18 protein-coding genes are annotated in these 21,427 nt (G+C 67.0%); 15 read left to right on the top strand and 3 right to left on the bottom strand.

Going from position 1 to position 21,427, the window contains the following annotated elements:
* Positions 1-13: 13 nt before the first annotated feature.
* Positions 14-709, bottom strand: a complete 696-nt coding sequence (locus GO592_RS19270; protein WP_054245385.1) for a GntR family transcriptional regulator — start codon at positions 707-709, stop codon at positions 14-16.
* A 47-nt stretch (positions 710-756) separates the two neighbouring features.
* The gene (locus GO592_RS19265; protein ID WP_202714940.1) at positions 757-1,899 is read right to left on the bottom strand and encodes an acyl-CoA dehydrogenase family protein; all 1,143 of its coding nucleotides are present in this window, start codon (positions 1,897-1,899) and stop codon (positions 757-759) included.
* A gap of 158 nt (positions 1,900-2,057) precedes the next feature.
* Between GO592_RS19265 and GO592_RS19260 the strand changes: the two genes are divergently transcribed.
* Together GO592_RS19260 and GO592_RS19255 are read left to right on the top strand one after the other, a co-directional pair.
* Positions 2,058-3,590 carry an aldehyde dehydrogenase family protein gene (locus GO592_RS19260; RefSeq protein ID WP_172650384.1) on the top strand — a complete coding sequence of 511 codons (1,533 nt, stop codon included), beginning with the start codon at positions 2,058-2,060 and terminating at the stop codon, positions 3,588-3,590.
* Between the two features lie 23 nt (positions 3,591-3,613).
* Positions 3,614-4,546, top strand: coding sequence for an oxygenase MpaB family protein (locus tag GO592_RS19255; protein WP_202714939.1), 933 nt, complete (start codon positions 3,614-3,616; stop codon positions 4,544-4,546).
* Between the two features lie 38 nt (positions 4,547-4,584).
* Here the strand turns inward: GO592_RS19255 and GO592_RS19250 are convergent, their stop codons facing one another.
* The gene (locus GO592_RS19250) at positions 4,585-5,835 is read right to left on the bottom strand and encodes a TetR/AcrR family transcriptional regulator (RefSeq protein WP_202714938.1); all 1,251 of its coding nucleotides are present in this window, start codon (positions 5,833-5,835) and stop codon (positions 4,585-4,587) included.
* Between the two features lie 266 nt (positions 5,836-6,101).
* On the opposite strand from GO592_RS19250, the gene GO592_RS19245 reads away from it, so the two are divergent.
* The 13 genes from GO592_RS19245 to GO592_RS19185 all read left to right on the top strand — a co-directional run bounded on the left by GO592_RS19245 (position 6,102) and on the right by GO592_RS19185 (position 21,182).
* Positions 6,102-7,337: an acetyl-CoA C-acetyltransferase gene (locus tag GO592_RS19245; protein WP_202714937.1), complete on the top strand. Its 1,236-nt coding sequence runs from the start codon at positions 6,102-6,104 to the stop codon at positions 7,335-7,337.
* Between the two features lie 20 nt (positions 7,338-7,357).
* Positions 7,358-9,532, top strand: a complete 2,175-nt coding sequence (locus GO592_RS19240) for a 3-hydroxyacyl-CoA dehydrogenase NAD-binding domain-containing protein (RefSeq protein ID WP_202714936.1) — start codon at positions 7,358-7,360, stop codon at positions 9,530-9,532.
* Complete coding sequence (locus GO592_RS19235) at positions 9,533-10,522, top strand: NAD(P)H-dependent flavin oxidoreductase (protein ID WP_202714935.1); 990 nt, start codon at positions 9,533-9,535, stop codon at positions 10,520-10,522.
* Positions 10,519-11,310, top strand: a complete 792-nt coding sequence (locus GO592_RS19230; RefSeq protein WP_202714934.1) for an enoyl-CoA hydratase — start codon at positions 10,519-10,521, stop codon at positions 11,308-11,310. Before GO592_RS19235 ends, GO592_RS19230 begins: the two co-directional genes overlap by 4 nt.
* A gap of 126 nt (positions 11,311-11,436) precedes the next feature.
* Complete coding sequence (gene fadD5 / locus GO592_RS19225; RefSeq protein WP_202714933.1) at positions 11,437-13,029, top strand: fatty-acid--CoA ligase FadD5; 1,593 nt, start codon at positions 11,437-11,439, stop codon at positions 13,027-13,029.
* A 63-nt stretch (positions 13,030-13,092) separates the two neighbouring features.
* The gene (locus GO592_RS19220) at positions 13,093-13,902 is read left to right on the top strand and encodes an MlaE family ABC transporter permease (RefSeq protein ID WP_202714932.1); all 810 of its coding nucleotides are present in this window, start codon (positions 13,093-13,095) and stop codon (positions 13,900-13,902) included.
* Positions 13,902-14,762: an MlaE family ABC transporter permease gene (locus tag GO592_RS19215; protein ID WP_144286051.1), complete on the top strand. Its 861-nt coding sequence runs from the start codon at positions 13,902-13,904 to the stop codon at positions 14,760-14,762. Before GO592_RS19220 ends, GO592_RS19215 begins: the two co-directional genes overlap by 1 nt.
* Positions 14,762-15,814 (top strand): MCE family protein, encoded by a 1,053-nt coding sequence (locus GO592_RS19210; RefSeq protein ID WP_202714931.1) that lies wholly within the window; start codon positions 14,762-14,764, stop codon positions 15,812-15,814. Before GO592_RS19215 ends, GO592_RS19210 begins: the two co-directional genes overlap by 1 nt.
* Positions 15,811-16,827 carry an MCE family protein gene (locus GO592_RS19205; protein WP_202714930.1) on the top strand — a complete coding sequence of 339 codons (1,017 nt, stop codon included), beginning with the start codon at positions 15,811-15,813 and terminating at the stop codon, positions 16,825-16,827. Before GO592_RS19210 ends, GO592_RS19205 begins: the two co-directional genes overlap by 4 nt.
* A complete protein-coding gene (locus GO592_RS19200) occupies positions 16,824-17,864 on the top strand; it encodes an MCE family protein (protein WP_202714929.1) in 1,041 nt (346 codons plus the stop codon). Before GO592_RS19205 ends, GO592_RS19200 begins: the two co-directional genes overlap by 4 nt.
* The gene (locus GO592_RS19195) at positions 17,855-18,952 is read left to right on the top strand and encodes an MCE family protein (RefSeq protein WP_202714928.1); all 1,098 of its coding nucleotides are present in this window, start codon (positions 17,855-17,857) and stop codon (positions 18,950-18,952) included. Before GO592_RS19200 ends, GO592_RS19195 begins: the two co-directional genes overlap by 10 nt.
* The gene (locus tag GO592_RS19190; RefSeq protein WP_202714927.1) at positions 18,949-19,998 is read left to right on the top strand and encodes an MCE family protein; all 1,050 of its coding nucleotides are present in this window, start codon (positions 18,949-18,951) and stop codon (positions 19,996-19,998) included. Before GO592_RS19195 ends, GO592_RS19190 begins: the two co-directional genes overlap by 4 nt.
* Positions 19,995-21,182, top strand: coding sequence for an MlaD family protein (locus GO592_RS19185; protein WP_202714926.1), 1,188 nt, complete (start codon positions 19,995-19,997; stop codon positions 21,180-21,182). Before GO592_RS19190 ends, GO592_RS19185 begins: the two co-directional genes overlap by 4 nt.
* Positions 21,183-21,427 lie beyond the last annotated feature (245 nt).

Here is a 21,427-nt window from a genome sequence, read left to right as displayed (position 1 = left end):
GCGGTGGTGCCGGTCAGTCCCAGATGCCGACCTCGTCGAGATGCGCGACCAGCCGCTGGGCGCCGTCGATGAAGTGGGCCTTGTTCTCGGCACCCACCACGTCGGCCTTCCCGTCGGCGAGGGCGGCGATGAGACGGCGGTGGCTGTCGACTGCCGACTCGCCCCAGGCCGGATCGGACGAATAGAACTGCACAGGGGTGTACCGGGTGGCGCTGAGCAGGAACCACGACAGCTTGCTCGCGTCGGCAAGCCGGTTGATGACCCGGTGGAACGAGAACTCGAGGTCCTCGATGCGGTCGGCGTCGCCGTCCTCGACGGCGCGTCGCAGCTTCTCGTTGATCGCGGTCAGCTCCTCCACGGCCTCCGGAGTGGCCGACCGCGTCGCGCGGACCGCGAGTTCCTCGGCGATCTGCCCCTGCAGCCAGAAGAGGTCGTGGATGTCGTCCCGGCTGAGCGGGGCGACGACGTACCCGCGGTGAGGAACCAGTTCGACGAGTCCCTCGCCGCGCAGGGTCAGGAGCGCCTCACGGACAGGTGTGACGCTGACCCCCAGGTCCGCCGCGGTCTCGTCGAGCCGGATGAAGTCACCCGGGCGAACGCCCCCGGACATGATCAGGTTACGGACGTGTACGGCGACGTCGTCCGACAGCTGGGGTCGGCGGCGCAGGGTGCGGCCCGCTGGGGATCGTGACACGGAGGGCGATGCCATGGAGAACTCCTTCGATGCGGCAAACCAGCATAAACCGCAGGGGATGATTACAAGCCGTAGGTCTTGCCGATGATGTCGCGCTGAATTTCGTTGGTACCGCCGTAGATGGTCGACACGATGGTGGAGCGGACGTGCTTCTCCATGTCGAACTCGGTGGCATAGCCGTACCCGCCCATCATCTGCATGCCCTCGAGCGCGACCTTCTTCGCCGTCTCCGTGACCTTCAGTTTGGCCATCGACGCCTCGCGGGCCAGCATCTTGTCCGGGTTCGCGTCGACGTCCCTGGCGACGCTGTAGACGAGCAGCTTGCAGCACTCGATCTCCGTCGCGAGATCGGCGATGCGGTGGCGCAACGCCTGGAACGATCCGACCGGCCGCCCGAACTGCTTGCGCTGGGTGACGAAGTCGAGGGTGTCGGCGAACGCGCGCTGCGCGGTGCCGAGCATCATGGCGGCGAGGATCAGGCGTTCGAAGTTCAGGCCGGTCATCAGCTGGCGCCAGCCGTTGCCGACCTCGCCCACCACCGCGTCCTCGGGCAGGACGCAATCGGTGAAGTAGAGATCGTTGACCTCCTTGCCGCCCATCGTGTCGATGCCGCTGATCTTCAGCCCGGCGGTATCGGCGGGGACGTGGAACATCGTGAGGCCTTCGTGCTTGCCGTCGCCGCGCCCTGTGCGGGCTACGAGCAGGATGTTGTCGGCGAAGTGCGCGTTGGAGCACCACGTCTTCTGACCGTTGATCACCCAGCCGTCGGCGGTCTTCTCCGCGCGGGTGCTGAGGTTGCCGACGTCGGAACCGGCTTCCGGCTCGGACATCGAGATGGACTGTGATCGGCCGGCCACGATGCCGCGCAGCACGATGTCCTTCTGTGCGTCGGTTCCGAACTTCGCGTAGGCGCCGCCCGTGATCAGGGTGGGACCGATGCCGCCGATGGGTGCCATCCCCTTGGCGGCCTCCTCGAGCAGGATGCACATGTCGACGTGGCTGGCGGCCGAGCCGTCGTACTCCTCGGGAATGGTGATGCCCAGCCAGCCCAGCTTGGCCATCTTCTCGTAGACGTCCTGATTGTGGTTGTGTTCGCCGTGATTCGTCAGCCTGTCGCGCTGCTCGTGGGTGCCGCTCTCGCGCTTGCAGAAATCGGCGATCGCCGCCGCGAAGTCCTTCTGTTCACTGGTGAATTCGACGCTCATGTCCGGGGGACTCCTCATGGTTGATCGGGCCGGCGAATCGGTCGGCCGGAGGTGACTGTGTGGGGCTTGCCGCGATGGGGTCTGCCGCATACTGTGATGTCCACTACATTACATCACATCACATATATTTGATGTGATCTCGAGGGAGGACATTGACCATGCCACAGCAGGCGGAGACGACCGAGACGACGGCCGGCGAGCAGCCCGCGGCCTCGACGGAGCAGGCGCCGAAGACGTTCGCGTCCCTGGACCCGCGCAACGGCAACGTCCTGGCCGAGTACCCGATCCAGGGGGAGCAGGAGGTGCGCGAGGCAGTCGACGCGGCCCGAGCGGCCGCGCAGTGGTGGAACGCTCTCGGATCCGACGGCCGCAAGCAATGGCTCCTCGACTGGAAGAAGTCCGTCGCGCGAGACGCTGAGCAGCTCGCCGCACTCGTCGCCGCCGAAACCGGTAAGCCGTACGACGACGCGCTCCTCGAAGTGATGCTCGCCGTCGAACACCTCGACTGGGCCGCGAAGAACGCGGGCAAGGTCCTGAAGCGGCGCAAGGTGCCGTCGGGCCTGGTCAGCGCGAACCAGGCCAGCAGTGTCGGATACGAGCCGATGGGTGTGGTCGGTGTCATCGGGCCGTGGAACTACCCCGTGTACACGCCGATGGGGTCGATCTCCTATGCGCTGGCGGCGGGCAACACTGTCGTCTTCAAACCCAGCGAGCTGACCCCCGGGGTCGCGGTGTGGCTCGCGGACAAGTGGAAGACGCTCGTTCCCAACCAACCCGTGCTGCAGGTGGTCACCGGAGACGGGTCGACCGGCGCGGCTCTCGTCTCGGCCGGGGTCGACAAGATTGCCTTCACCGGATCTGCCGCCACCGGCAAGCGCGTCATGGCCGCGTGTGCCGAAACGCTGACCCCCCTCGTCGTCGAGGCGGGCGGCAAGGACGCCATGCTCGTCGACGCCGACGCGAATCTCGACGAGGCGGCCGGCTTCGCGGTGTTCGGCGCGATGGGCAACGCTGGACAGACGTGCGCCGGCGTCGAGCGCATCTACGTCGTCGACTCGGTGTACGACGAGTTCGTCCGACTGGTCGCCGAGAAGTCGAAGGTCCTGCACCCCGGCCCCCGGGACGCTGCCTACGGTCCGATGACGATGGCCGGCCAGTCCGACGTCGTCCGCGGCCACGTCCAGGATGCACTCGACAAGGGCGGATCCGCGGTGGTCGGCGGACTGGACTCCATCAAGGACGGCTATGTCGGGCCGATCGTGCTGACCGGCGTTCCCGAGGACAGCACCGCGATCCGCGAGGAGACATTCGGACCCACGGTCGTCATCAACAGGGTCGCCAGCCTCGACGAGGCGGTCACGAAGGCCAACGGCACCACGTTCGGGCTCGGCGCATCCATCTTCACCAGGGATGCGACGAAGGCGATGCAGGCTGCCGAAAAACTCAGGGCCGGAGTGGTGACGATCGGTTCGGTGCTCGGGTTCGCCGGTGTGGCGGCGCTGCCGTTCGGCGGTGTCGGAGACTCGGGCTTCGGCCGGATCCACGGAGCGGACGGTCTGCGTGAATTCAGCCGGGTCAAATCCATCGCCCGGCAGAGATTCGCGGCTCCGCTGAACCTGCTCACCATGCAGCGCAAGTCGCGGGATATGAAGATCTCGGCCTGGATGTTGAAGAACCGGCACGGACGCTGATCACGCGGCAGGAGGGTATCCACATGCTGATGAAGACCAAGCGCGCCGACTCCGGCGCGCCGGGCGGGGTTCCGCGGGGCAGACAAGGCTGGCAGCGGCGGATCGAGGAACTCGACCCGGTCCGGGATCACCAGGAGATCCATCGCATCACGGCCGGCTACGAGTTTCCGTGGGACTACCAGCGGTCGCTCGAGTTCGCGCTGTTCCGGACATACTGTGTCCCCACCATTTCGGAACTGCTGCAGCGCACCGGCGAGTTCGAGAAACGGCCGCAGAAGAGGTACGACGACACTGCACTGCTGATGGCCGAACTCGTCGAACACGGCTACGACTCCGAGCGCGGCATCGAATCACTGCGCGTCGTGAACCGTATGCACGGCAAGTACGACATCGACAACGACGACATGCTGTACGTGCTGACCACCTTCATCTACGAGCCGATCGACTGGATCGACCGCTCCGGATGGCGACGGCTGACTCCGAACGAGCGTCTCGCGTGTTTCCACTTCTACCGTCAGGTGGGAATCCGAATGGGAATCAAGAACATTCCCGAAAGTTTCGAGGACTTCTACCGGTTCAAAGTCGACTACGAGCGGAAGCATTTCCGGTACACCGACGACAACCATCGCGTCGGCACCTACACGCTGAAGCTGTTCTGTTCCTGGTTTCCGGCGCCACTCCGGCCCCTCGTCGCGCAGGGGGTCCACGCGCTCCTCGACCCGATGATGCTGGCAGCGTTCGGGTTTCCCGCCGCCCCGATCTGGCTGCAGAACGCGTCCCGCCGTGCGCTGCGGGTCCGTGCGAGGTTCGTGCGCTTCCTGCCGCCGCGGCGGGAGTCCAAGGCCGCCCGGGATCGGCACAACCGGAGCTATCCCGGATACCCGGTCGGCTACCGTCCCCGGGATCTGGGCGCGGACAGCGACAATCACCGTGGAGCTCGTCGACGGGTCGCATGACGGCTGTGTCCCTGGGCGACTCGTCCAGGGACACGGCCTCAGTGGCCCAGTAGTACCGCCGTCATCAGGGTGTGGAGACGCGCACGCGACTCCTCGCGGGTGTCGAAGTGGACCAGTCGGCCGATATCGAGAACCAAACCCAGTGCCGCGTGAACCAGGAACCGTGCCTCCGGAGCCGAGAGTTCGGAGCGCACGGTGGTCACCAGGTGGACCCACTCCTCGACGTGCAGGCGCTGCACGTTGCGGAGATTCGTCCGCTCGTTCTTCGGGAGATTCCCGATCTCCGCGAAGTACACCGACAGCACTTCCGGGTTCCGGAAGGAGAGTTCCAGATAGGACTCCGCGAGTGTGCGGAGCGCATCCTCGGGGCCGGTGGCGGTGGACAGCGCCGCCGAGGTAGCCACTGCCAGCCGGTCGGACGCGCGGTAGAACACCGCCGCGAGAAGGTCGGCCTTGCTGGGGAAGTGGCGGTACACGCTCGACGCGTTGATGCCGGCCGCGGCGCCGATTTCTTCGATGCTCGAGTCGTGATAGCCGTGCCGGTCGAATATCTTCACGGCCTCGTTGATCAGCAACTCACGCTTGGATGTCACCGCCAGGCCGCGTACCGCACCTGTGCCTGTGTCTGTGTTCCTTCCGTCGGCCGGGACGGCGGGAGGCAGTGTCGCGCGCAGGATCGATTCGCACGCCGACTTCAGAAGCGCGTCGAGCCGGCGCGTCGCGAGGGTGGTGCGGTGTGCGCTGATGCTCCCCATCACGCTCAGCGTCGACGCCCCCAATGTCGTGGCGTCGACGGACGTGAGTTCGGGGCGCAGTTCCCGCAGGGGGCCCGCCACGCACTGGGTGACGTGAACGAAGACGTCGCGGATTCGCGTGCGATCCTCGGCCTCGAGGTACCGGCCCTCCCAGCGGTATAGCCCGGCGACCTTGCGGTTCTCGATGGTATTCGCGACGAGCGCGGAGATCAGATGGTCGAGGCGGTCTCCGGGCTCGCGCTCGGCCATGCCGTCGAGGGCGCCGTCCGCTGCCGCCTGCAGTGCGTCGGCTGTCGTGGTGGCGGCGTGTACGAGCAGGGCGTACTTGTTGGGGTAGTGCCGGTAGAGGGCGGGGCCGGAGATCCCGATGGTGGCCGCGATCTCGTCGACGCCGACCGCGTGGTAGCCGCGCTCGCTGAAGGCCTCGGCCGCGACGTTCGCGATCTGGGCCTTGCGATTCTTCGGGCGACGGCGGATCGGCCGCTCGGTGGCGGCACCGGCCGCCGTGCTGGTCCGGGCCACGGTCACCTCCATCGATCGGCAGTCTTCTGCCAGTTTAACTGTCGATGATCTTAACCGAGACTTTCGCATCGTCGGGTCGGCTGAGGGTCGCGTGCGGAGAAATCGTGACCCCACATTCTCGGAAGATGCCGGTGAATCTGGCTGCGGAGTTGCCGTAGAGCTATTGACACGTGAGGAACGCGCAGAATAAGTTAACGACAATTCGCATGTGTCCGCGGTCTCCTGACGGTCGTGCGCTCCTGGATGTCACATTTCGAACTATCGGAGGTAGCTGGATCATGGGTGCAACCCGGCAGACCGGGCAGGCATTGATTTTCGACGCGATCAGAACCCCTCGCGGACGGGGTAAGAGCAACGGTGCCCTCCAGGGCACCAAGCCCATCGACCTGGCGGTCGGGTTGATCGAGGAGATCCAGGTCCGGAATCCGAGTCTGGACCCGGCACTGATCGACGACATCGTGCTCGGAATCGTGTCGCCGCTGGGTGAACAGGGCGGCGTGCTTCCGCGTGTCGCGGCGCTGGCTGCCGGACTGCCCGAGACCGTCGCGGGTGTCCAGATCAACCGCTTCTGTGCCTCCGGTCTCGAGGCCGTCAACCTCGCCGCGCAGAAAGTGGCCTCCGGCTGGGAAGACTTCGTTCTCGCGGGCGGCGTCGAGTCCATGTCGAAGGTGCCCATGGGATCGGACGGCGGTGCATGGGGACTCGATCCGGCGACAAACTACGACACCTACATGGTCCCGCAGGGGATCGGCGCCGATCTCATCGCGACCATCGAGGGATTCGGTCGCAGCCAGGTCGACGAGTTCGCAGTTCGCTCACAGGAACTGGCGGCCGACGCCTGGGCCGACGGACGGTTCGATCGCTCGGTCGTCCCGGTGCGGGACCGCAACGGTGTCGTCGTCCTCGACCGGGACGAGCACATGCGGCCCGGCGCCACCGTCGAGGGCCTGTCGGCGTTGACGCCGTCGTTCGCCGCTCTCGGGGAGCAGGGCGGATTCTCCGCGGTGGCACTGCAGAAATACCACTGGGTGGAGCGCATCGACCATGTCCACCACGCCGGCAACTCGTCCGGAATCGTGGACGGTGCCTCCCTGGTGCTCATCGGCAGCGCAGAAGCAGGTGAACGCGCCGGCCTCGCGCCGCGCGGCCGGATCGTGTCCACGGCAGTCATCGGCTCCGAGTCGACGATCATGCTCACCGGTCCCGCGCCCTCGGCACGCAAAGCACTGGCGAAGGCCGGGCTCGACGTCTCCGACATCGATCTGTTCGAGATCAACGAGGCCTTCGCCTCCGTGGCGCTGAAGTTCGCCAAGGACCTCGAGATCCCGCTCGACAAGGTGAACGTGAACGGTGGCGCCATCGCGATGGGCCACCCCCTGGGCGCCACCGGCGCAATGATCCTCGGCACGCTGCTCGACGAACTCGAACGCCGGGGCAAGCGTTACGGCCTGGCCACCCTGTGCGTCGGCGCGGGCATGGGCATCGCGACGGTCGTCGAACGCATCCAGCACTGACCACAGGAGAAGCGAACAGCATGACTGACAGCACAATTCGGTACGAGAAGGACGCCGATGGAATCGTCACCCTCGTTCTCGACGACCCCGCCCAGTCCGCGAACACGATGAACGAGGGGTTCATCGTGTCCCTGGGCGAGGTCGTCGACCGCTTGACCGCCGAGCGCGACACCATCGCCGGGGTCGTGGTCACCTCCGCGAAGAAGACCTTCTTCGCCGGCGGCGACCTCAACGACATCCTGAAGTCCCGCGCGGGACAGGCCGAGGCGGTGATGGCGAACATCGACCGCATCAAGGAACCACTCCGCAGGCTGGAGACGCTGGGCAGGCCCGTCGTCGCGGCCATCGGCGGCGCCGCCCTGGGCGGCGGACTCGAGATCGCACTCGCCACCCACCATCGGATCGCGCTGAATGCCGCAGGCGTGCAGATCGGACTCCCCGAGGTGACGCTCGGTCTCCTTCCCGGCGGGGGCGGCGTGGTCCGGACGGTGCGCCTGCTCGGAATCGTCCCCGCTCTCACCCAGGTTCTCCTGCAGGGGCAGCGTCACACCGCGGAGAAGGCGCACGGTCTCGGCCTGATCGACCAGCTCGTGGACGACGTCGATCACCTGGTGCCCGCGGCGAAGAAGTGGATCGCCGACAACCCCGACGCAGTGCAGCCGTGGGATGTGAAGGGGTACCGGCTTCCCGGTGGAACTCCCGCGTCCCCGGCGCTGGCCGCGAACCTTCCCGCATTCCCTGCCAACCTGCGGAAACAGCTCAAAGGCGCGCCCTATCCGGCTCCGATCGCGATCATGAGCGCTGCCGTCGAAGGCGCGCTCGTCGACTTCGACACTGCTCAGAAGATCGAGAACCGCTACTTCGCCGGGCTGGCCACGGGACAGATCTCGAAGAACATGATCCGCGCGTTCTTCTTCGACCTCCAGAAGGCCAACGGTCTGGTCAAGCAGTACGACGGAGCAGACCGCGCACCCGTCGGCACGGTCGCGGTGCTCGGCGCCGGGATGATGGGCGCCGCCATCGCGTACGTGTGTGCCAAGTCGGGCATGAACGTGGTGCTGAAGGACGTGAGCCTGGCCGCGGCCGAGAAGGGCAAGGGCTACTCGAAGACTCTTCTGGACAAGGCGGTCGCCAAGGGCCGGACGTCCCCCGAGAAGGCCGAATCGATCCTCGCGCGGATCCTCCCCACCGACAGGCCCGACGACACTGCGGGCGCCCAGCTGGTCATCGAGGCCGTGTTCGAGGACCCGGCCGTGAAGTACACGGTGTTCGCCGAGATCGACCGCTTCATCGCGCCCGACGCACTGCTCTGCTCCAACACGTCGACATTGCCGATCACCCTCCTCGGCGAAAACGTCTCGCGCACCGAGGATTTCATCGGCCTGCACTTCTTCTCGCCGGTCGAGAAGATGCCCCTTGTCGAGATCATCAAGGGGGAGAAGACGAGCGACGACGCGCTCGGACGCGCGCTCGCCGTGGTCCGGCAGATCGGCAAGACTCCGATCGTCGTCAACGACAGCCGCGGGTTCTTCACGAGCCGCGTCATCGGTACGTTCACCAACGAAGGTATCGCGATGCTCGGCGAGGGCGTCTCCCCGGTGTCGATCGAGCAGGCGGCGTCGCAGGCCGGATGCCCCGCTCCTGTCCTCGCGCTGATGGACGAACTGACGCTCACGCTGCCCCGCAAGATCCGCGAGGAGACGAAGGCCGCGATACTCGCCGAGGGGAAATCCTGGGAGCCACATCCGGCGGATGCCGTCGTCGATCGCATGATCGACGAGTTCGGCCGCAAGGGTCGATCCACGGGCGCCGGCTTCTACGAATACGCGGACGGTAAGCGCGTCGGATTGTGGTCCGGGCTCGAGACGTTCCGGCGCGACGGTGCGCGCACCGAGATTCCGTTCGAGGACATCAAGGAGCGGATGCTCTTCATCGAAGCCGTCGAGACGGTCCGCTGCCTGGAAGAGGGGGTGCTCGAATCAACCACCGACGCCAACGTCGGTTCCATTCTGGGCATCGGCTACCCCGGCTGGACGGGCGGCGTGGCCCGCTACATCGACCAGTACCCGGGCGGGATCCAGGGATTCGTCTCCCGGGCGCAGCTTCTCGCCGCGCGGTACGGGGACCGATTCCTCCCACCCCAACTACTGCTGGACAAGGCCGCCACCGGCGGCACGTTCGAAGAGGTGAACTGAATGAGGACGAAATTCACCGAGGCCTTCGGTGTCGAGCACCCGATCGTCCAGGGTGGCATGATGTGGGTCGGCCGTGCCGAACTCGTAGCGGCTGTGGCCGATTCGGGAGCGCTCGGATTTCTCACCGCGCTCACCCAGCCGACCCCCGAAGATCTCGTCGCGGAGATCGCCCGCACACGGGAGCTCACCGATAAACCGTTCGGCGTGAATCTCACCATCCTCCCGTCGATCAACCCGCCGCCGTACGCCGAGTACCGCCAGGCGATCATCGATTCCGGAATCGGCATCGTCGAGACCGCCGGCTCCAATCCCGTGGACCACCTCCCGTACCTCAAGGACGCGGGGATCAAGGTGATCCACAAGTGCACGAGCGTGCGGCACGCGGTGAAGGCGGAACAGGTCGGTGTCGACGCGGTCAGCATCGACGGCTTCGAATGCGCAGGCCACCCCGGTGAGGACGACGTCGCGGGCCTGATCCTGATCCCGGCCGCCACCCGAAAGCTCACGATCCCCGTGATCGCGTCCGGCGGTATCGCGGACGCGCGCGGTCTCGTCGCCGCGCTCGCACTCGGCGCCGACGGCGTGAACATGGGCACCCGATTCATGTGCACGGTCGAATCCCCGGTGGCACACGCCGTCAAGGAACAGATCGTCGCCAACACCGAACGCGACACCGAACTCATCTTCCGATCCCTTCGCAACACCGCCCGCGTCGCGAGCAACGCGGTCAGCGCCGAGGTGGTCGACATCGAGTCCCGTGGCTGCGAATTCGCCGACATCCAGCATCTCGTCGCCGGAGCCCGGGGACGCACGGTGTTCGAAATCGGCGATCTCGACGCCGGAATCTGGACCGCGGGACAGAGTCAGGGCCTGATCGACGACATCCCGACCGTGCGCGAACTCGTGACCCGGATGGTCGCGGAGGCGGAATCGATCATCACCGGTCGGCTCGCGCGCACGGTCGACTCGCGCATCGGAGCGGTGTCGTGACCGCGCCGGCGGTCGACGGGCTGCGCGTCGTCAACGAGACCGGGGTCCTCCGGATCACGATCGACCGCCCCGACCGGATGAATGCCCTCGACCTGGCACACATGACGGCGCTGGGCGACGTGCTCACCGCAGCCGCCACGGACTCCTCGGTTCGCGTCGTGATCATCGCGGGGGCGGGCAAGGCGTTCAGCACGGGCGCGGACCTCGCGGCGGCCGCCGCGGCCGGAGGCCGGGAAGCGCCCGCGGAGGTGGTGATGGACTCCGCCAACAGGGTGGTTCGTGCCATCGTCGAGTTGCCGGTCCCGGTCATCGCTCAGGTGAACGGGGCGGCCGCGGGCGTCGGGGCGTCCATCGCTCTGACGGCCGACCTGACATATGCCTCCGAGAATGCCTATCTACTCCTCGCGTTCGTCAACATCGGGTTGATGCCCGACGGCGGTTCCAGCGCGCTGATCGCGGCGTCCATCGGCCGGGCACGGGCTACCCGGATGGCTCTCCTCGGAGAGCGCTTACCCGCCGCACAGGCGGAGCGGGACGGACTGATCGCCGGCGTCCTTCCTCCGGACGAACTCGCCGCGCACGTCGATGCCGTGGCGGCCCGGCTCGCTCGTGGTCCGAGGCGGGCCATCGAACTCACCAAGCGGGCACTCACCGCAGCGACGCTCACAGCTCTGGATGCATCACTCGACCGCGAGAAGGCGGGCCAGGCGGAACTGCTGCAGGCCCCCGACTTCGTCGAAGGCGTCACCGCGATGCTCGCGAAACGCGCTCCGAACTTCCGGAGCTGATGCGAATTGCGGTTAACAAGACTGTTCCGATAGACGTCGAGATCTGTAATACTCGTCACAGCTCGGTGCGGGTCCGAACGGACGGACGGGCGCCGGGCGTGAGTACAGCGAAGGGACCACCACCACATGTCGTCACGTAGCGAGCTGCTGGAGCAGCCACTGCAATCCCGCCGCAACCACTGGAACAACTGGGTTGCGTCGCACGCGGAGATGAAGCCCGATCAGGCCGCGTTCCGCTTTCTCGGCCACAGTACGACCTGGCGCGAATTGCACGACCGATCGGAGGCGCTCGCCGGCGCGCTGTCCCGCCGCGGTGTGAACTTCGGCGACCGTGTTCTGCTGCTCACCCTCAACCGCACCGAATTCTTCGAAGCGGTTCTCGCGATCAATGCCCTCGGTGCCATCGCGGTTCCCGTCAACTTCCGGCTCACCCCGCCCGAGGTCGCGTTCATCGCCCGTGACTGCGGGGCTCGTGCGGTGTTCACCGAGCCCGCGCTCGCACCGCTGGTCGCGGCGGTGCGTCAGGACGTTCCCGAACTGAGTCTGGTCGTGAACATCGGCGCCGACTCGGAAGCCGACGTGCTCGGTTACGAAGAACTCGTGTCGGAGGCCGGCCAGGCGTATGCACCCGTCGATCTGCCCGAGGACACACCGTCCCTGATTCTCTACACGTCCGGAACGACGGGTACACCCAAGGGTGCGGTGCTGTCGCACTCGAACATGGTCGGACAGTCCATCACCTGTATCCGCGCGATGCGCTACGACCGCGGCGACGACATCGGGTTCCTCGCGTCCCCCGTCTTCCACGTGGCCGCGCTCGGTTCCGTCGCCCCGATGCTGATGCTGGGCGGTACCACGGTGATTCACCCGCTCAAGGCGTTCAACCCCACCGAGATGCTCGACGTGTGGGAGCAGGAGCGGATCACGACGGTGTTTCTCGTGCCGGTGCAGTGGCAGGCCGTCTGCGCCGACCCGACCGTCCGGGGTCGCGATCTCGCCCTTCGCGTCATCAGCTGGGGTGCGGCGCCCGCATCGGATACGGTGCTGCGCGCCATGGCGGACACGTTCCCGCGGGCGCTCATCGTCGCCGTGTTCGGGCAGACCGAGATGTCGCCCATCACCTGCGTCCTCGACGGGGACGACGCGATCCGCAAGCTGGGCTCGGTGGGCAAACCGATCCCGACGATCCAGACGCGCGTCGTGGACGACGACATGAACGACGTCGCACCCGGGACCGTCGGCGAAATCGTCTACCGCGGACCGACGATGATGCTCGAGTACTGGCAGAACCCGACCGCCACGGCGGATGCGTTCGCCGGTGGGTGGTTCCACTCCGGAGATCTGGTGCGGCAGGACGACGAAGGATTCGTCTACGTCGTCGACAGAAAGAAGGACATGATCATCTCCGGCGGCGAGAACATCTACTGCGCCGAGGTGGAGAACGTCCTGTTCGGACACCCGCGGATCCGGGAGGCCGCCGTCGTGGGCAGGCCCGATCCCAAGTGGACCGAGGTGCCCGTCGCCGTCGTCGCACTCGACGACGAGGGATCCGACCTGACCGTGGAAGAACTCGCGGCGTGGCTCGACGACAAGCTTGCCCGGTACAAGCACCCGAAAGACGTCGTGATCGTCGACGCACTGCCCCGCAACGCCAGCGGCAAGGTCGTCAAAGGCGAGCTCCGAAAGTTCCACGGCGCAACCGGCGTCGCGGTCGTCTGACCCCGTATCGAACATCTCGAGCCGGTCGCCGCTCTGCGGTGACCGGCCACGGGGGAGGACCGCGTGACATTCGAGTTGCCACCCGCCAAAGGGCCCGTGAGTCATTTCGCCAACGAAGTCGGCGCACTCATCGGATTCTCGATCGCGACTACGGTGGCCGCGGTGCGAGTTCTGGTGCGGCGCAAGCTGGCCTGGCGGGAACTGCTGGACCAGGCCTGGCGGATCGCGTCGGTCACGTCGGCGCCCGCCCTGCTGTTGATGATCCCCATCGGAGTCCTCATCGCGGTCACGATCGGTAGCCTCGCCGGTCAGCTCGGCGCCGAGGGGTACACCGGGGCGGTCGTGGGGTTCGTGATCGTCGGGCAGGCGTCCGCCCTGGTATGCGCGCTGATGCTGGCCGGGGTCGGAGGGTCCGCGATCTGCGCCGACCTCGGCTCGCGGACGATCCGCGAAGAGGTCGAGGCCATGGAGGTCCTCGGGCTCAACGTGATCGAGCGGCTCGTCGTCCCGCGAGTGCTCGCGGCGGTGATCGTCGGCGTCGCACTGTGCGCGATGGTCGCCGCCGTCGGAGTGTCGGCCTGCTTCCTCTTCCAGGTGGTCGTCCAGAACAGTTCGGCGGGAAGCTTTCTCACCGCACTGTCCCAGTACACGCGGTTGTCGGATTTCGTGGTCGCCCTCGTCAAATCGATGGCGTTCGCGGTGACATCGGCGCTCGTCGCCAGTTTCAAGGGGCTGCACGCCAAGGGCGGACCCAGCGGTGTCGCCGACGCCGTCAACGAGGCCGTCGTCCTGGCCTTCATCCTGGTCTTCATCGTCAACACGGTGCTCAGTCAGCTCTATTCCGTTCTCGTCGTCCCGGTAGGTGGTTACTGATGGTCGTGAGTGCCAGATGGCCCGCCGGGCACTGGGTGCGGACCCGGGCCCGCCAGCCCCTCGACCTGATGACGGGGCTGGGCCGCGAATTCACGTTCTACGGCAGTGTGATCGCCGGAGTTCCCCTCGCGATCGTCAAGTACTGGCGGCACATCATGCGTCAGATCGGCGACATCAGTTTCGGCGGTGCCACGCTGCTCGCCGGCGGCGGCGCGATCGGCGTCGTCTTTGCGATGTCCGCCGTCGCCGCGACGCAGGTGGGCATCGAGGGGCTGCGCGGACTGGACCTGCTCGGTATGGGATCCCTGTCCGGACTCCTGTCGGCGATCCTCAACACCCGCGAACTGGCGCCCGTGATCGCCAGCATCGCGCTCGCGGCGAAGGTCGGAACCGGGTTCACCGCCCAGCTCGGCGCCATGCGAATCTCGGAGGAGATCAGTGCGCTGGATGCGATGGCGATCCGGTCGCTGCCGTTCCTCGCGAGCACACGACTCGTCTCGTGCCTGATCTGTGTGATCCCGTTGTACATCGTCGGCCTGCTGTCGTCGTACCTGGCTTCGCGGCTGGTGATCGTCACATTCGGCGGGCAGTCGGCCGGAACCTACGACTACTACTTCCATCTCATGCTCACCCCCACCGACGTCGTGTACTCCTTCGTCAAGGCTGTCGTGTTCGCGACGATCATCGCGCTCGTCCATTGCTCGTACGGGTACCACGCGTACGGCGGCCCCGAGGGCGTCGGCCGTGCGGCCGGACGCGCCTTGCGTACCAGCATCCTCGCCATCGGCATCGTCGACCTGCTCCTGACGCTCTCGCTGTGGGGCCTCGTCCCGTCCGCCCCCGCACTGGGGTTGCCGTGATGCGCGGCCGTCCGGGGGGTCCGGGCAACGGCGCACTCGCCGTGCGGGGGGTGATCGGAGTGGCCGTCCTGATCCTGGGATCGGCATTGCTGGTCGGTTTCGGCACCGGTGCGATCGTCACCGATCCGGTGGTGACAGCGACGCTTCCGGCCGACGCCGGTGCCGTGAAGTCGCACACCACGGTGTCCTACAAGGGGGCGACCGTGGGGACCGTGTCGAGTGTCGACCCCGGAATGAACGAGACCGGCATGGACATCAGTCTCCGCCCGGAACAGATGCGTCACATCCCGGCGTCCGTGCAGGTGCGGGTCGTGCCCCGCACGCTGTTCGGTGACCAGACCGTAGAGCTGGTGTCGACCGCCGGAACCGGCGGCGCCCGACTCGAGGCCGGCGCGCGGCTGCAACCCGACACCTCGGCCGAGACCGTCGAGATGTACGACCTGTACTCGAAGGTCTACGACATGCTGTCGCGGGTGAAGCCCGAGCAGATGCAGGCCGCACTCAGCGCCGTCGCGGACGCGTTGCGTGGCCGCGGCGAGCAGTTGGGGCACACCATCGACAGCCTCCACACGGTGGCGACGTCGACCGCGCCTCTCGTCGAGTCGGTCGCGGAGCGGGCGCCGCAGATCGCCCGGATCAGTGAGCAGCTGGCCGCGGCCGCACCGGACGTCCTCGCCACCATGGACGCGGCGGTGTCCCTGTCGAGCACTCTCGTCGAGAACACCGACAGCTTCACCGGTTTCCTCGCCGCGTCACTCGTCGTGTCGAGGAACTCCGGCGACGTCCTGGAACAGAACGCGGACAACATGATCGCGGTGGCCCTGAACGTCTCGCCGACCCTGGGCACCATGGCCAGCAAGTCCGATCTGCTGCGGGCCACCCTCGACGAGGCAGGCCCGTTCGGCGAGGCCGGCGCCGCCGTCTTCTCCACCGGCAAGTTCGCGGTCCGCGTTGCCGCGGACCTGTCCAACCCGCGGCCCTACACGTCGGCCGACTGCCCGCGGTATCCCGGCGTGGACGGACCGAACTGCGGGGGAGGTGGCGGAGGATGAGCGTCCGGAACTCGGCAATCAAACTGGCGATCTTCGCCGTCCTCGGCATCCTCTCGGCAGTGCTCGTGGTGAACACTCTGCGAGTGCCGGTCGAGGGGCACACCGTGACGTACACGGCGTTGTTCACCGACGCCCAGGGGGTCACTCCCGGCAGCGACGTCACCATCGCCGGCGTGCGGGTGGGACGCGTCGATTCGATCGACATCGTCGACGGCGACGCCGGAAGTGCCACCGCCCTGGTGGACTTCGAGGTGCAGCGCGATCAGGTACTTCCCGCCGACACCACCGTCGCCATCCGATACGGCGACCTGCTGGGGGTCCGGTATCTCGATCTCGCGGCCGGGCCGTCGGGCCAGGGCACGCTCGAGGAGGGCGACACGATCCCGCTCGACCGAACGTCGCCCGCGCTCGATCTCACCAGTCTCTTCAACGGATTCAAGCCACTGTTCGACGCCATCGACCCGAAACAGGTCAACGCACTCGCCACCGAAGTCGTCGCCGTGTTCGACGGCAGGAAGACGAGCATGGAAACTCTGCTGCGCCGGGTGGCGGACGTCACCGGCAACCTGGCGAATCACGATCAGCTGATCGGTGATCTCATCCGAAACCTCGAGGTGGTGGTGGGCACGGCGGCGGCGCGGGGTCCCGAGCTGTCCCACCTCGTCGACAGCCTCACCCAGTTCACCGGAATGCTCGCCGAGAACAACGAGGTGCTCATGGACACCCTCGATCAGAGTGCGGCGGTGAGCCGCTCGGCGCTGCAGATCGTGGACGGCCGCGTCCAGGAGCTCAGCCGCACCGTGGAACAGCTCGATTCGCTGACGGGGGCGATGCTGGGCGCCAACCCGGAATTCGATCACCTGATGGTGGCCATGCCGGAGTTCTTCTCGTCCGTCGACCGCTCGGGCTCGTACGGCTCGTGGCTCAACATCTACCTGTGCACCTTCATCGTCAACGTCGACGGTCGCGAAGGTGTCCTCGGCCCCGACCTGCATTCGAGGTACTGCCAATGAGTGTCACCGAGGAGGTGCGCGACGTCTGGGACTCGCTGGCCGGAAATCAGCGAGTGCGGCCCGTCAACCCGCTGATCGTCGGGATCGCCGGAATCCTCGCGGCAACGCTGGCGCTGGCGCTGGTTCTGGTGATCCCGCGGGTGAGCTTCGCGGTGCGGACCGACGGTTACACGGCCGAACTCGCGAACGCTGCGGGCCTGACCGATTCGGACTACGTGTACGTGGCGGGTGTCCCCGCCGGCCGGGTGACCGCAGTGGACCTGGCGGGCGATCACGTGGTCGTGCACTTCCGGCTCGACGGTGAGCGTCACCTCGGATCGACGACGTCCGCGGGAGTGAAGCTGTCGACCATCCTCGGCAAGCGATATCTGGACGTGGCGCCGTCGGGGCCGGGAGACCTGGGGGACGACGGGGTGATTCCACTACGCCGCACCGGCGTCCCGTACTCGCTCGACGACATCGGGTCGTCCGCGATCGAGACGGCGGACGAACTCGACCTCGGGGGACTGCAGAAGATGCTCGCTGTCGTGACGGAGACGTTGCCGCAGGACGCGAACCTGAACCGGGAGGCTCTGGCGGGTGTGAGTGCGGCGTCCGCGATCCTGGCGAAGAACGCCGACCAGGTGACGCAGCTGCTCGACAGCTCGCGGACCCTCACGGACGTGCTGGTCGGTCAGCAGGATCAGCTCACCACCCTGCTCGGTAATGCGGACGTCGTGATGAACACGCTCGCCACCCGGCGTGCGGCCATCCGCCAGATGGTCGACGATCTCCAGGCGCTCGTCGCACAGGCATCCCAGTTCCTGGGTGAGAACACCGCCGAGCTGGATTCACTGCTCGCGAACGCGAGGCAGGTGACGGACCGGTTGCAGGCGAACCTCGCGAACCTCGACGCGCTCCTGACCACGGGGGCACCGGCCGCGAGGGCACTCGTGAACGCGACCGGAACCGGCGACTGGGCCGACGTCTCGGCGCCGTCGGCCGTGATCGCCGACAACCTGCTCTGCGTCGTCGGGCTGATCACGGGGTGCTCGTGAACGCGGGCATCGCGCGCCGGGCCGCGGGGATCGGCGGCGTGCTGGCCCTCGTGGTGGTGGTCGTCGTGGCCGGCTGGCTGCTTATTTTCCGCACGTCGTTCACTGTCGTGCATTCCGAATTCGGCTACGTCAACGGCGTGTTCCCCGGCACCACGGTCTCGGTACTCGGGGTTCCGGTCGGCACCGTCGAGGCGGTCGAGCCGAGAGGCGCGACCGTGATGGTCACGATGTCCGTCGCGTCGGACGTCGTGCTCCCCGCGGACGCGAACGCGTACGTGCTGGTGACGTCCGCGATCGGTGAGCGCTTCGTCGAACTCGGTCCCGCGTATGCCGGCGGCCCGGTGTTCGAGAGTGGGCAGACCATTCCACCCGAACGCAGTCATTCGCCCATCACCTGGGACCAGCTGATGGACAGCGTCGACACCGTCGTCAAGGCGCTCGGCCCGGACGGAGGCGACGCCGGCGCCGCGATCTCCGCTGCCGCCGCGTCGACGGACGGCCTCGGTCCCGCGATGAACGACGCCATCCGCACACTGTCGCAGGCGAGTTCGGTGATCGCAGGCAACAGCGCGGACGTCGGCGCGCTCGTCGACAACCTCGAGGTACTCGTGAACACGATCTCGTCTCGTCAGGCGCAGGTCGATTCACTGGCCGGTTCGCTCACCGCGATCGGGGACGAGTTCGCCGGCCAGAAGTTCGCGATCGGCGACACGGTGAACCAGTTGTCCGCGCTCCTGAACCAGATCGACCAACTCGTGTCCGCCAGGGGCGGCGACGTCGCCGCCGGCATCGACAACCTCGCGGGCGTGAGCCAGGTGCTGCAGAGGCACGACACCGACCTCGCCGAGATCATGGACCTGGTGCCCTTGCTGATCGACAACATCCAGCGTGCGGTCACTCCGGACCAGCGTGCCCGCATCAGACTGAACATCTCCACGAACCTGGCGCAAGCCGAGCCGGCGTCCCCGCTCTGCGCGGTGGTCGATCCGATCCTCTGCCGAGGAGCGGGAATCACCAACCCGATTCAGTTTCCGCCCAGCATGTCCGACCCGTTCGGGCTGCGCGAACTCATGGTCGGAGGACGATGACGATCCGGACGAGAACGAAGTCGCTGACGGCGGCACTGATCGTCGGTGTGACGCTGCCCGCCGCAGGGTGTTCGCTGAGCCTGCAGGATCTGTCGGTGGGCCGTTCGCCGGAAGGTCCGTCGTATCAGATCTCCGCGCAGTTCGACGGAGTCGATCGCGTCGTCCCGGGCGCCGAGGTCCGGGTGGGCCAGGAGGTGGTGGGCCGCGTCTCGGACGTGTCGACCCGGGACTTCACCGCTCGGATCGAGATGCGGATCCGCGACGACGTCCCGATACCGCAGGATGCGACGGCCCGGATCGAATTGCCCACGGCCCTCGGCAATCCCTTCGTCCGGCTCGACGTCGGGGACTCGGCGGGCGCGCCGATGAGCGAGGGCGACACCATCCCACTGGATCGGACGTCGCGCGGTCCCGACATCGAGAGCGGTCTGGCCGCGCTGGCCACCGTGCTGAACGGCAGCGGCATCGACCAGATGCACGCCATCATGAACGAATTGACCGTCGCCTTCACGGGCCGCTCGGACAAGGTCCGGGAACTGGTGGACATGCTGAACGACACGCTGGGGGTCGTCGACGACCATAGGGACGAACTCGACCGGGCGATGGTGGCGTCCAATGCCTTCGCAGCGGAACTCGCTGCCGGGCAACCGATCCTCGACCGGGCGATGACCGGCCTGGCGCCGGCGGTGGATTTCCTGGTGTCGCAACGAGATCAGATCGTCGCGCTGATGGGGGAGGCGTCCCGTCTCAGCCGCGAGGCGCAGCACGTCCTCGGCAGCGCCGGATCCGAATTGTCGGCCGAGATCAGCGACGCGGGGGCCGTACTCACGGCGCTCGACGGGTTCGAGTCGCAACTCGCGCCGACACTGAATTCGGTGGCGACGTTCCTGGGTGGATTCGCCGCGGCCACACCCGGCGATTACACGACGTTCGACGGAACGTTCGACGTCACCGCCGTCATCGCCAAGCTGCTCACCGGATCGGCTCCGCTCGAGGTGCCGGAAGCCCGCACGCTGCCCGAGGTACTCGGCGGAGGCGTCCGATGATGACACGTCACGTGGTGGCGCAGCTGGTCCTGTTCCTCGTGATCTCGATCGCCGCGATTCTGTTCGGGCTGCGGTACGTCGCCGGCCCGGATACGTTCGGAACTCCCATTCACCTGAGTGCCCGGCTCGACCACGCCGCGGGCCTCGCCCAGGGAGCGTCCGTCAACTATCGCGGCGTCGGAGTGGGCACGATCAGCTCCGTCGACGTGAACCCCGAAGGGACGGGCGTCGTCCTCGGCATCGAACTGCATCCCGGTACGCAGGTGCCGGCCGGTTCGACCGCGAAGATCACCACCGAGAACGCGATCGGCATCCAGGCGCTCGACATCATGCCCGACGGCGCGGACCCGCCGTACCTCGCGGACGGAGACGTCGTCGAGGTTCCGGAGGAGGGAATCCCGCGCTCGCTCGACGCGACCCTCGTCGAGACCACGGACCTCGTGAACTCGATGGACGTCATCGCTCTGTCCTCGCTGGCCGACACGTTCGGCACCGCCTTCGGGGGCACGGGACCGGACCTGCAGAACCTGCTCGACGGTTCCGCCGACATCGCCCGGACACTCGAAACCCGCACCGACGCACTGTCGACCATCGTGAACAAGGGCATGCCGCTCCTGGACACGGCGGACGGTCTCACCGCGGCTCTGCCGGAATCGGCGAGTACGGCGCGGAACGTCCTCGAGCAATTGCGGGCCCACGATTCCGCCCTCGTCGACCTGCTCGGACGCTCGCCGCAGACGATGGCGAGCCTGGACGCGTTGCTGTCCGGAAATCGGGACTCACTGGGTGCGCTGATGGCGAATCTGGTTCTCCCCACCCAGATCGTCGGTGACCGCACACCCTCCCTCGACTACGGCCTGACGATCATGCCCGGCGCGCTGCCGAAGATCGCGTCGATCGAGAAGGGCGGACTCGCCGACCTACTCCTGGTCGGAACGCAGGGACCGATGTGCGTCTACGACGCCCCGCGCCGTCTGGTGACCGACGCGGAACCGAGTCAGCCCGCCCTGGACTGGACGTGCCAGTCGCAGCAGTACCTGGAGCAGAGGGGTGCCGTGAACGTGCCACGACCGGACGACCTGGGTCAGGCGAACGGGACGAGGAACGGCGGCGTCTACGGACCACCGGCTGCGGACGATCCGCTGGTGATCGAGCCGCCACTCACGGGGCACACCCCGCGCTAACAGGCCTATGGTACGTCGGGGTCGGGTGGAGTTGGTGCACGAGATCGTCAGTTCGCTCGACGAATGCTTGACATCTTGGCGAGGGACGACCCTGTCGCTGACGGCTACTCGTCGGTAGCTGTCCGATCGGTCGCACAGGCAGATTCCCGCGCCCTCGGAGATCCTCGAACTGTAGTCGTGTTATCTAAAGGGCGGCAGGTCCGACCGGGCCTGCGGAGAACCGCCCTGGACGGGGTGTGACGAGG

Origin of the sequence: Rhodococcus sp. 21391, from assembly GCF_016772255.1 — a bacterium.
Taxonomy (GTDB): domain Bacteria; phylum Actinomycetota; class Actinomycetes; order Mycobacteriales; family Mycobacteriaceae; genus Rhodococcus_F; species Rhodococcus_F opacus.
Note: the sequence above shows the minus strand (reverse complement) of the source record. Positions and strands in the feature narration are given on the sequence as shown.

Coding starts and splice junctions, on each gene's coding strand:
- GO592_RS19270 (WP_054245385.1), bottom strand. CDS start 709: ATGGCATCGCCCTCCGTGTCACGATCCCCAGCGGGCCGCACCCTGCGC.
- GO592_RS19265 (WP_202714940.1), bottom strand. CDS start 1,899: ATGAGCGTCGAATTCACCAGTGAACAGAAGGACTTCGCGGCGGCGATC.
- GO592_RS19260 (WP_172650384.1), top strand. CDS start 2,058: ATGCCACAGCAGGCGGAGACGACCGAGACGACGGCCGGCGAGCAGCCC.
- GO592_RS19255 (WP_202714939.1), top strand. CDS start 3,614: ATGCTGATGAAGACCAAGCGCGCCGACTCCGGCGCGCCGGGCGGGGTT.
- GO592_RS19250 (WP_202714938.1), bottom strand. CDS start 5,835: ATGGAGGTGACCGTGGCCCGGACCAGCACGGCGGCCGGTGCCGCCACC.
- GO592_RS19245 (WP_202714937.1), top strand. CDS start 6,102: ATGGGTGCAACCCGGCAGACCGGGCAGGCATTGATTTTCGACGCGATC.
- GO592_RS19240 (WP_202714936.1), top strand. CDS start 7,358: ATGACTGACAGCACAATTCGGTACGAGAAGGACGCCGATGGAATCGTC.
- GO592_RS19235 (WP_202714935.1), top strand. CDS start 9,533: ATGAGGACGAAATTCACCGAGGCCTTCGGTGTCGAGCACCCGATCGTC.
- fadD5 (WP_202714933.1), top strand. CDS start 11,437: ATGTCGTCACGTAGCGAGCTGCTGGAGCAGCCACTGCAATCCCGCCGC.
- GO592_RS19215 (WP_144286051.1), top strand. CDS start 13,902: ATGGTCGTGAGTGCCAGATGGCCCGCCGGGCACTGGGTGCGGACCCGG.
- GO592_RS19210 (WP_202714931.1), top strand. CDS start 14,762: ATGCGCGGCCGTCCGGGGGGTCCGGGCAACGGCGCACTCGCCGTGCGG.
- GO592_RS19205 (WP_202714930.1), top strand. CDS start 15,811: ATGAGCGTCCGGAACTCGGCAATCAAACTGGCGATCTTCGCCGTCCTC.
- GO592_RS19200 (WP_202714929.1), top strand. CDS start 16,824: ATGAGTGTCACCGAGGAGGTGCGCGACGTCTGGGACTCGCTGGCCGGA.
- GO592_RS19190 (WP_202714927.1), top strand. CDS start 18,949: ATGACGATCCGGACGAGAACGAAGTCGCTGACGGCGGCACTGATCGTC.
- GO592_RS19185 (WP_202714926.1), top strand. CDS start 19,995: ATGATGACACGTCACGTGGTGGCGCAGCTGGTCCTGTTCCTCGTGATC.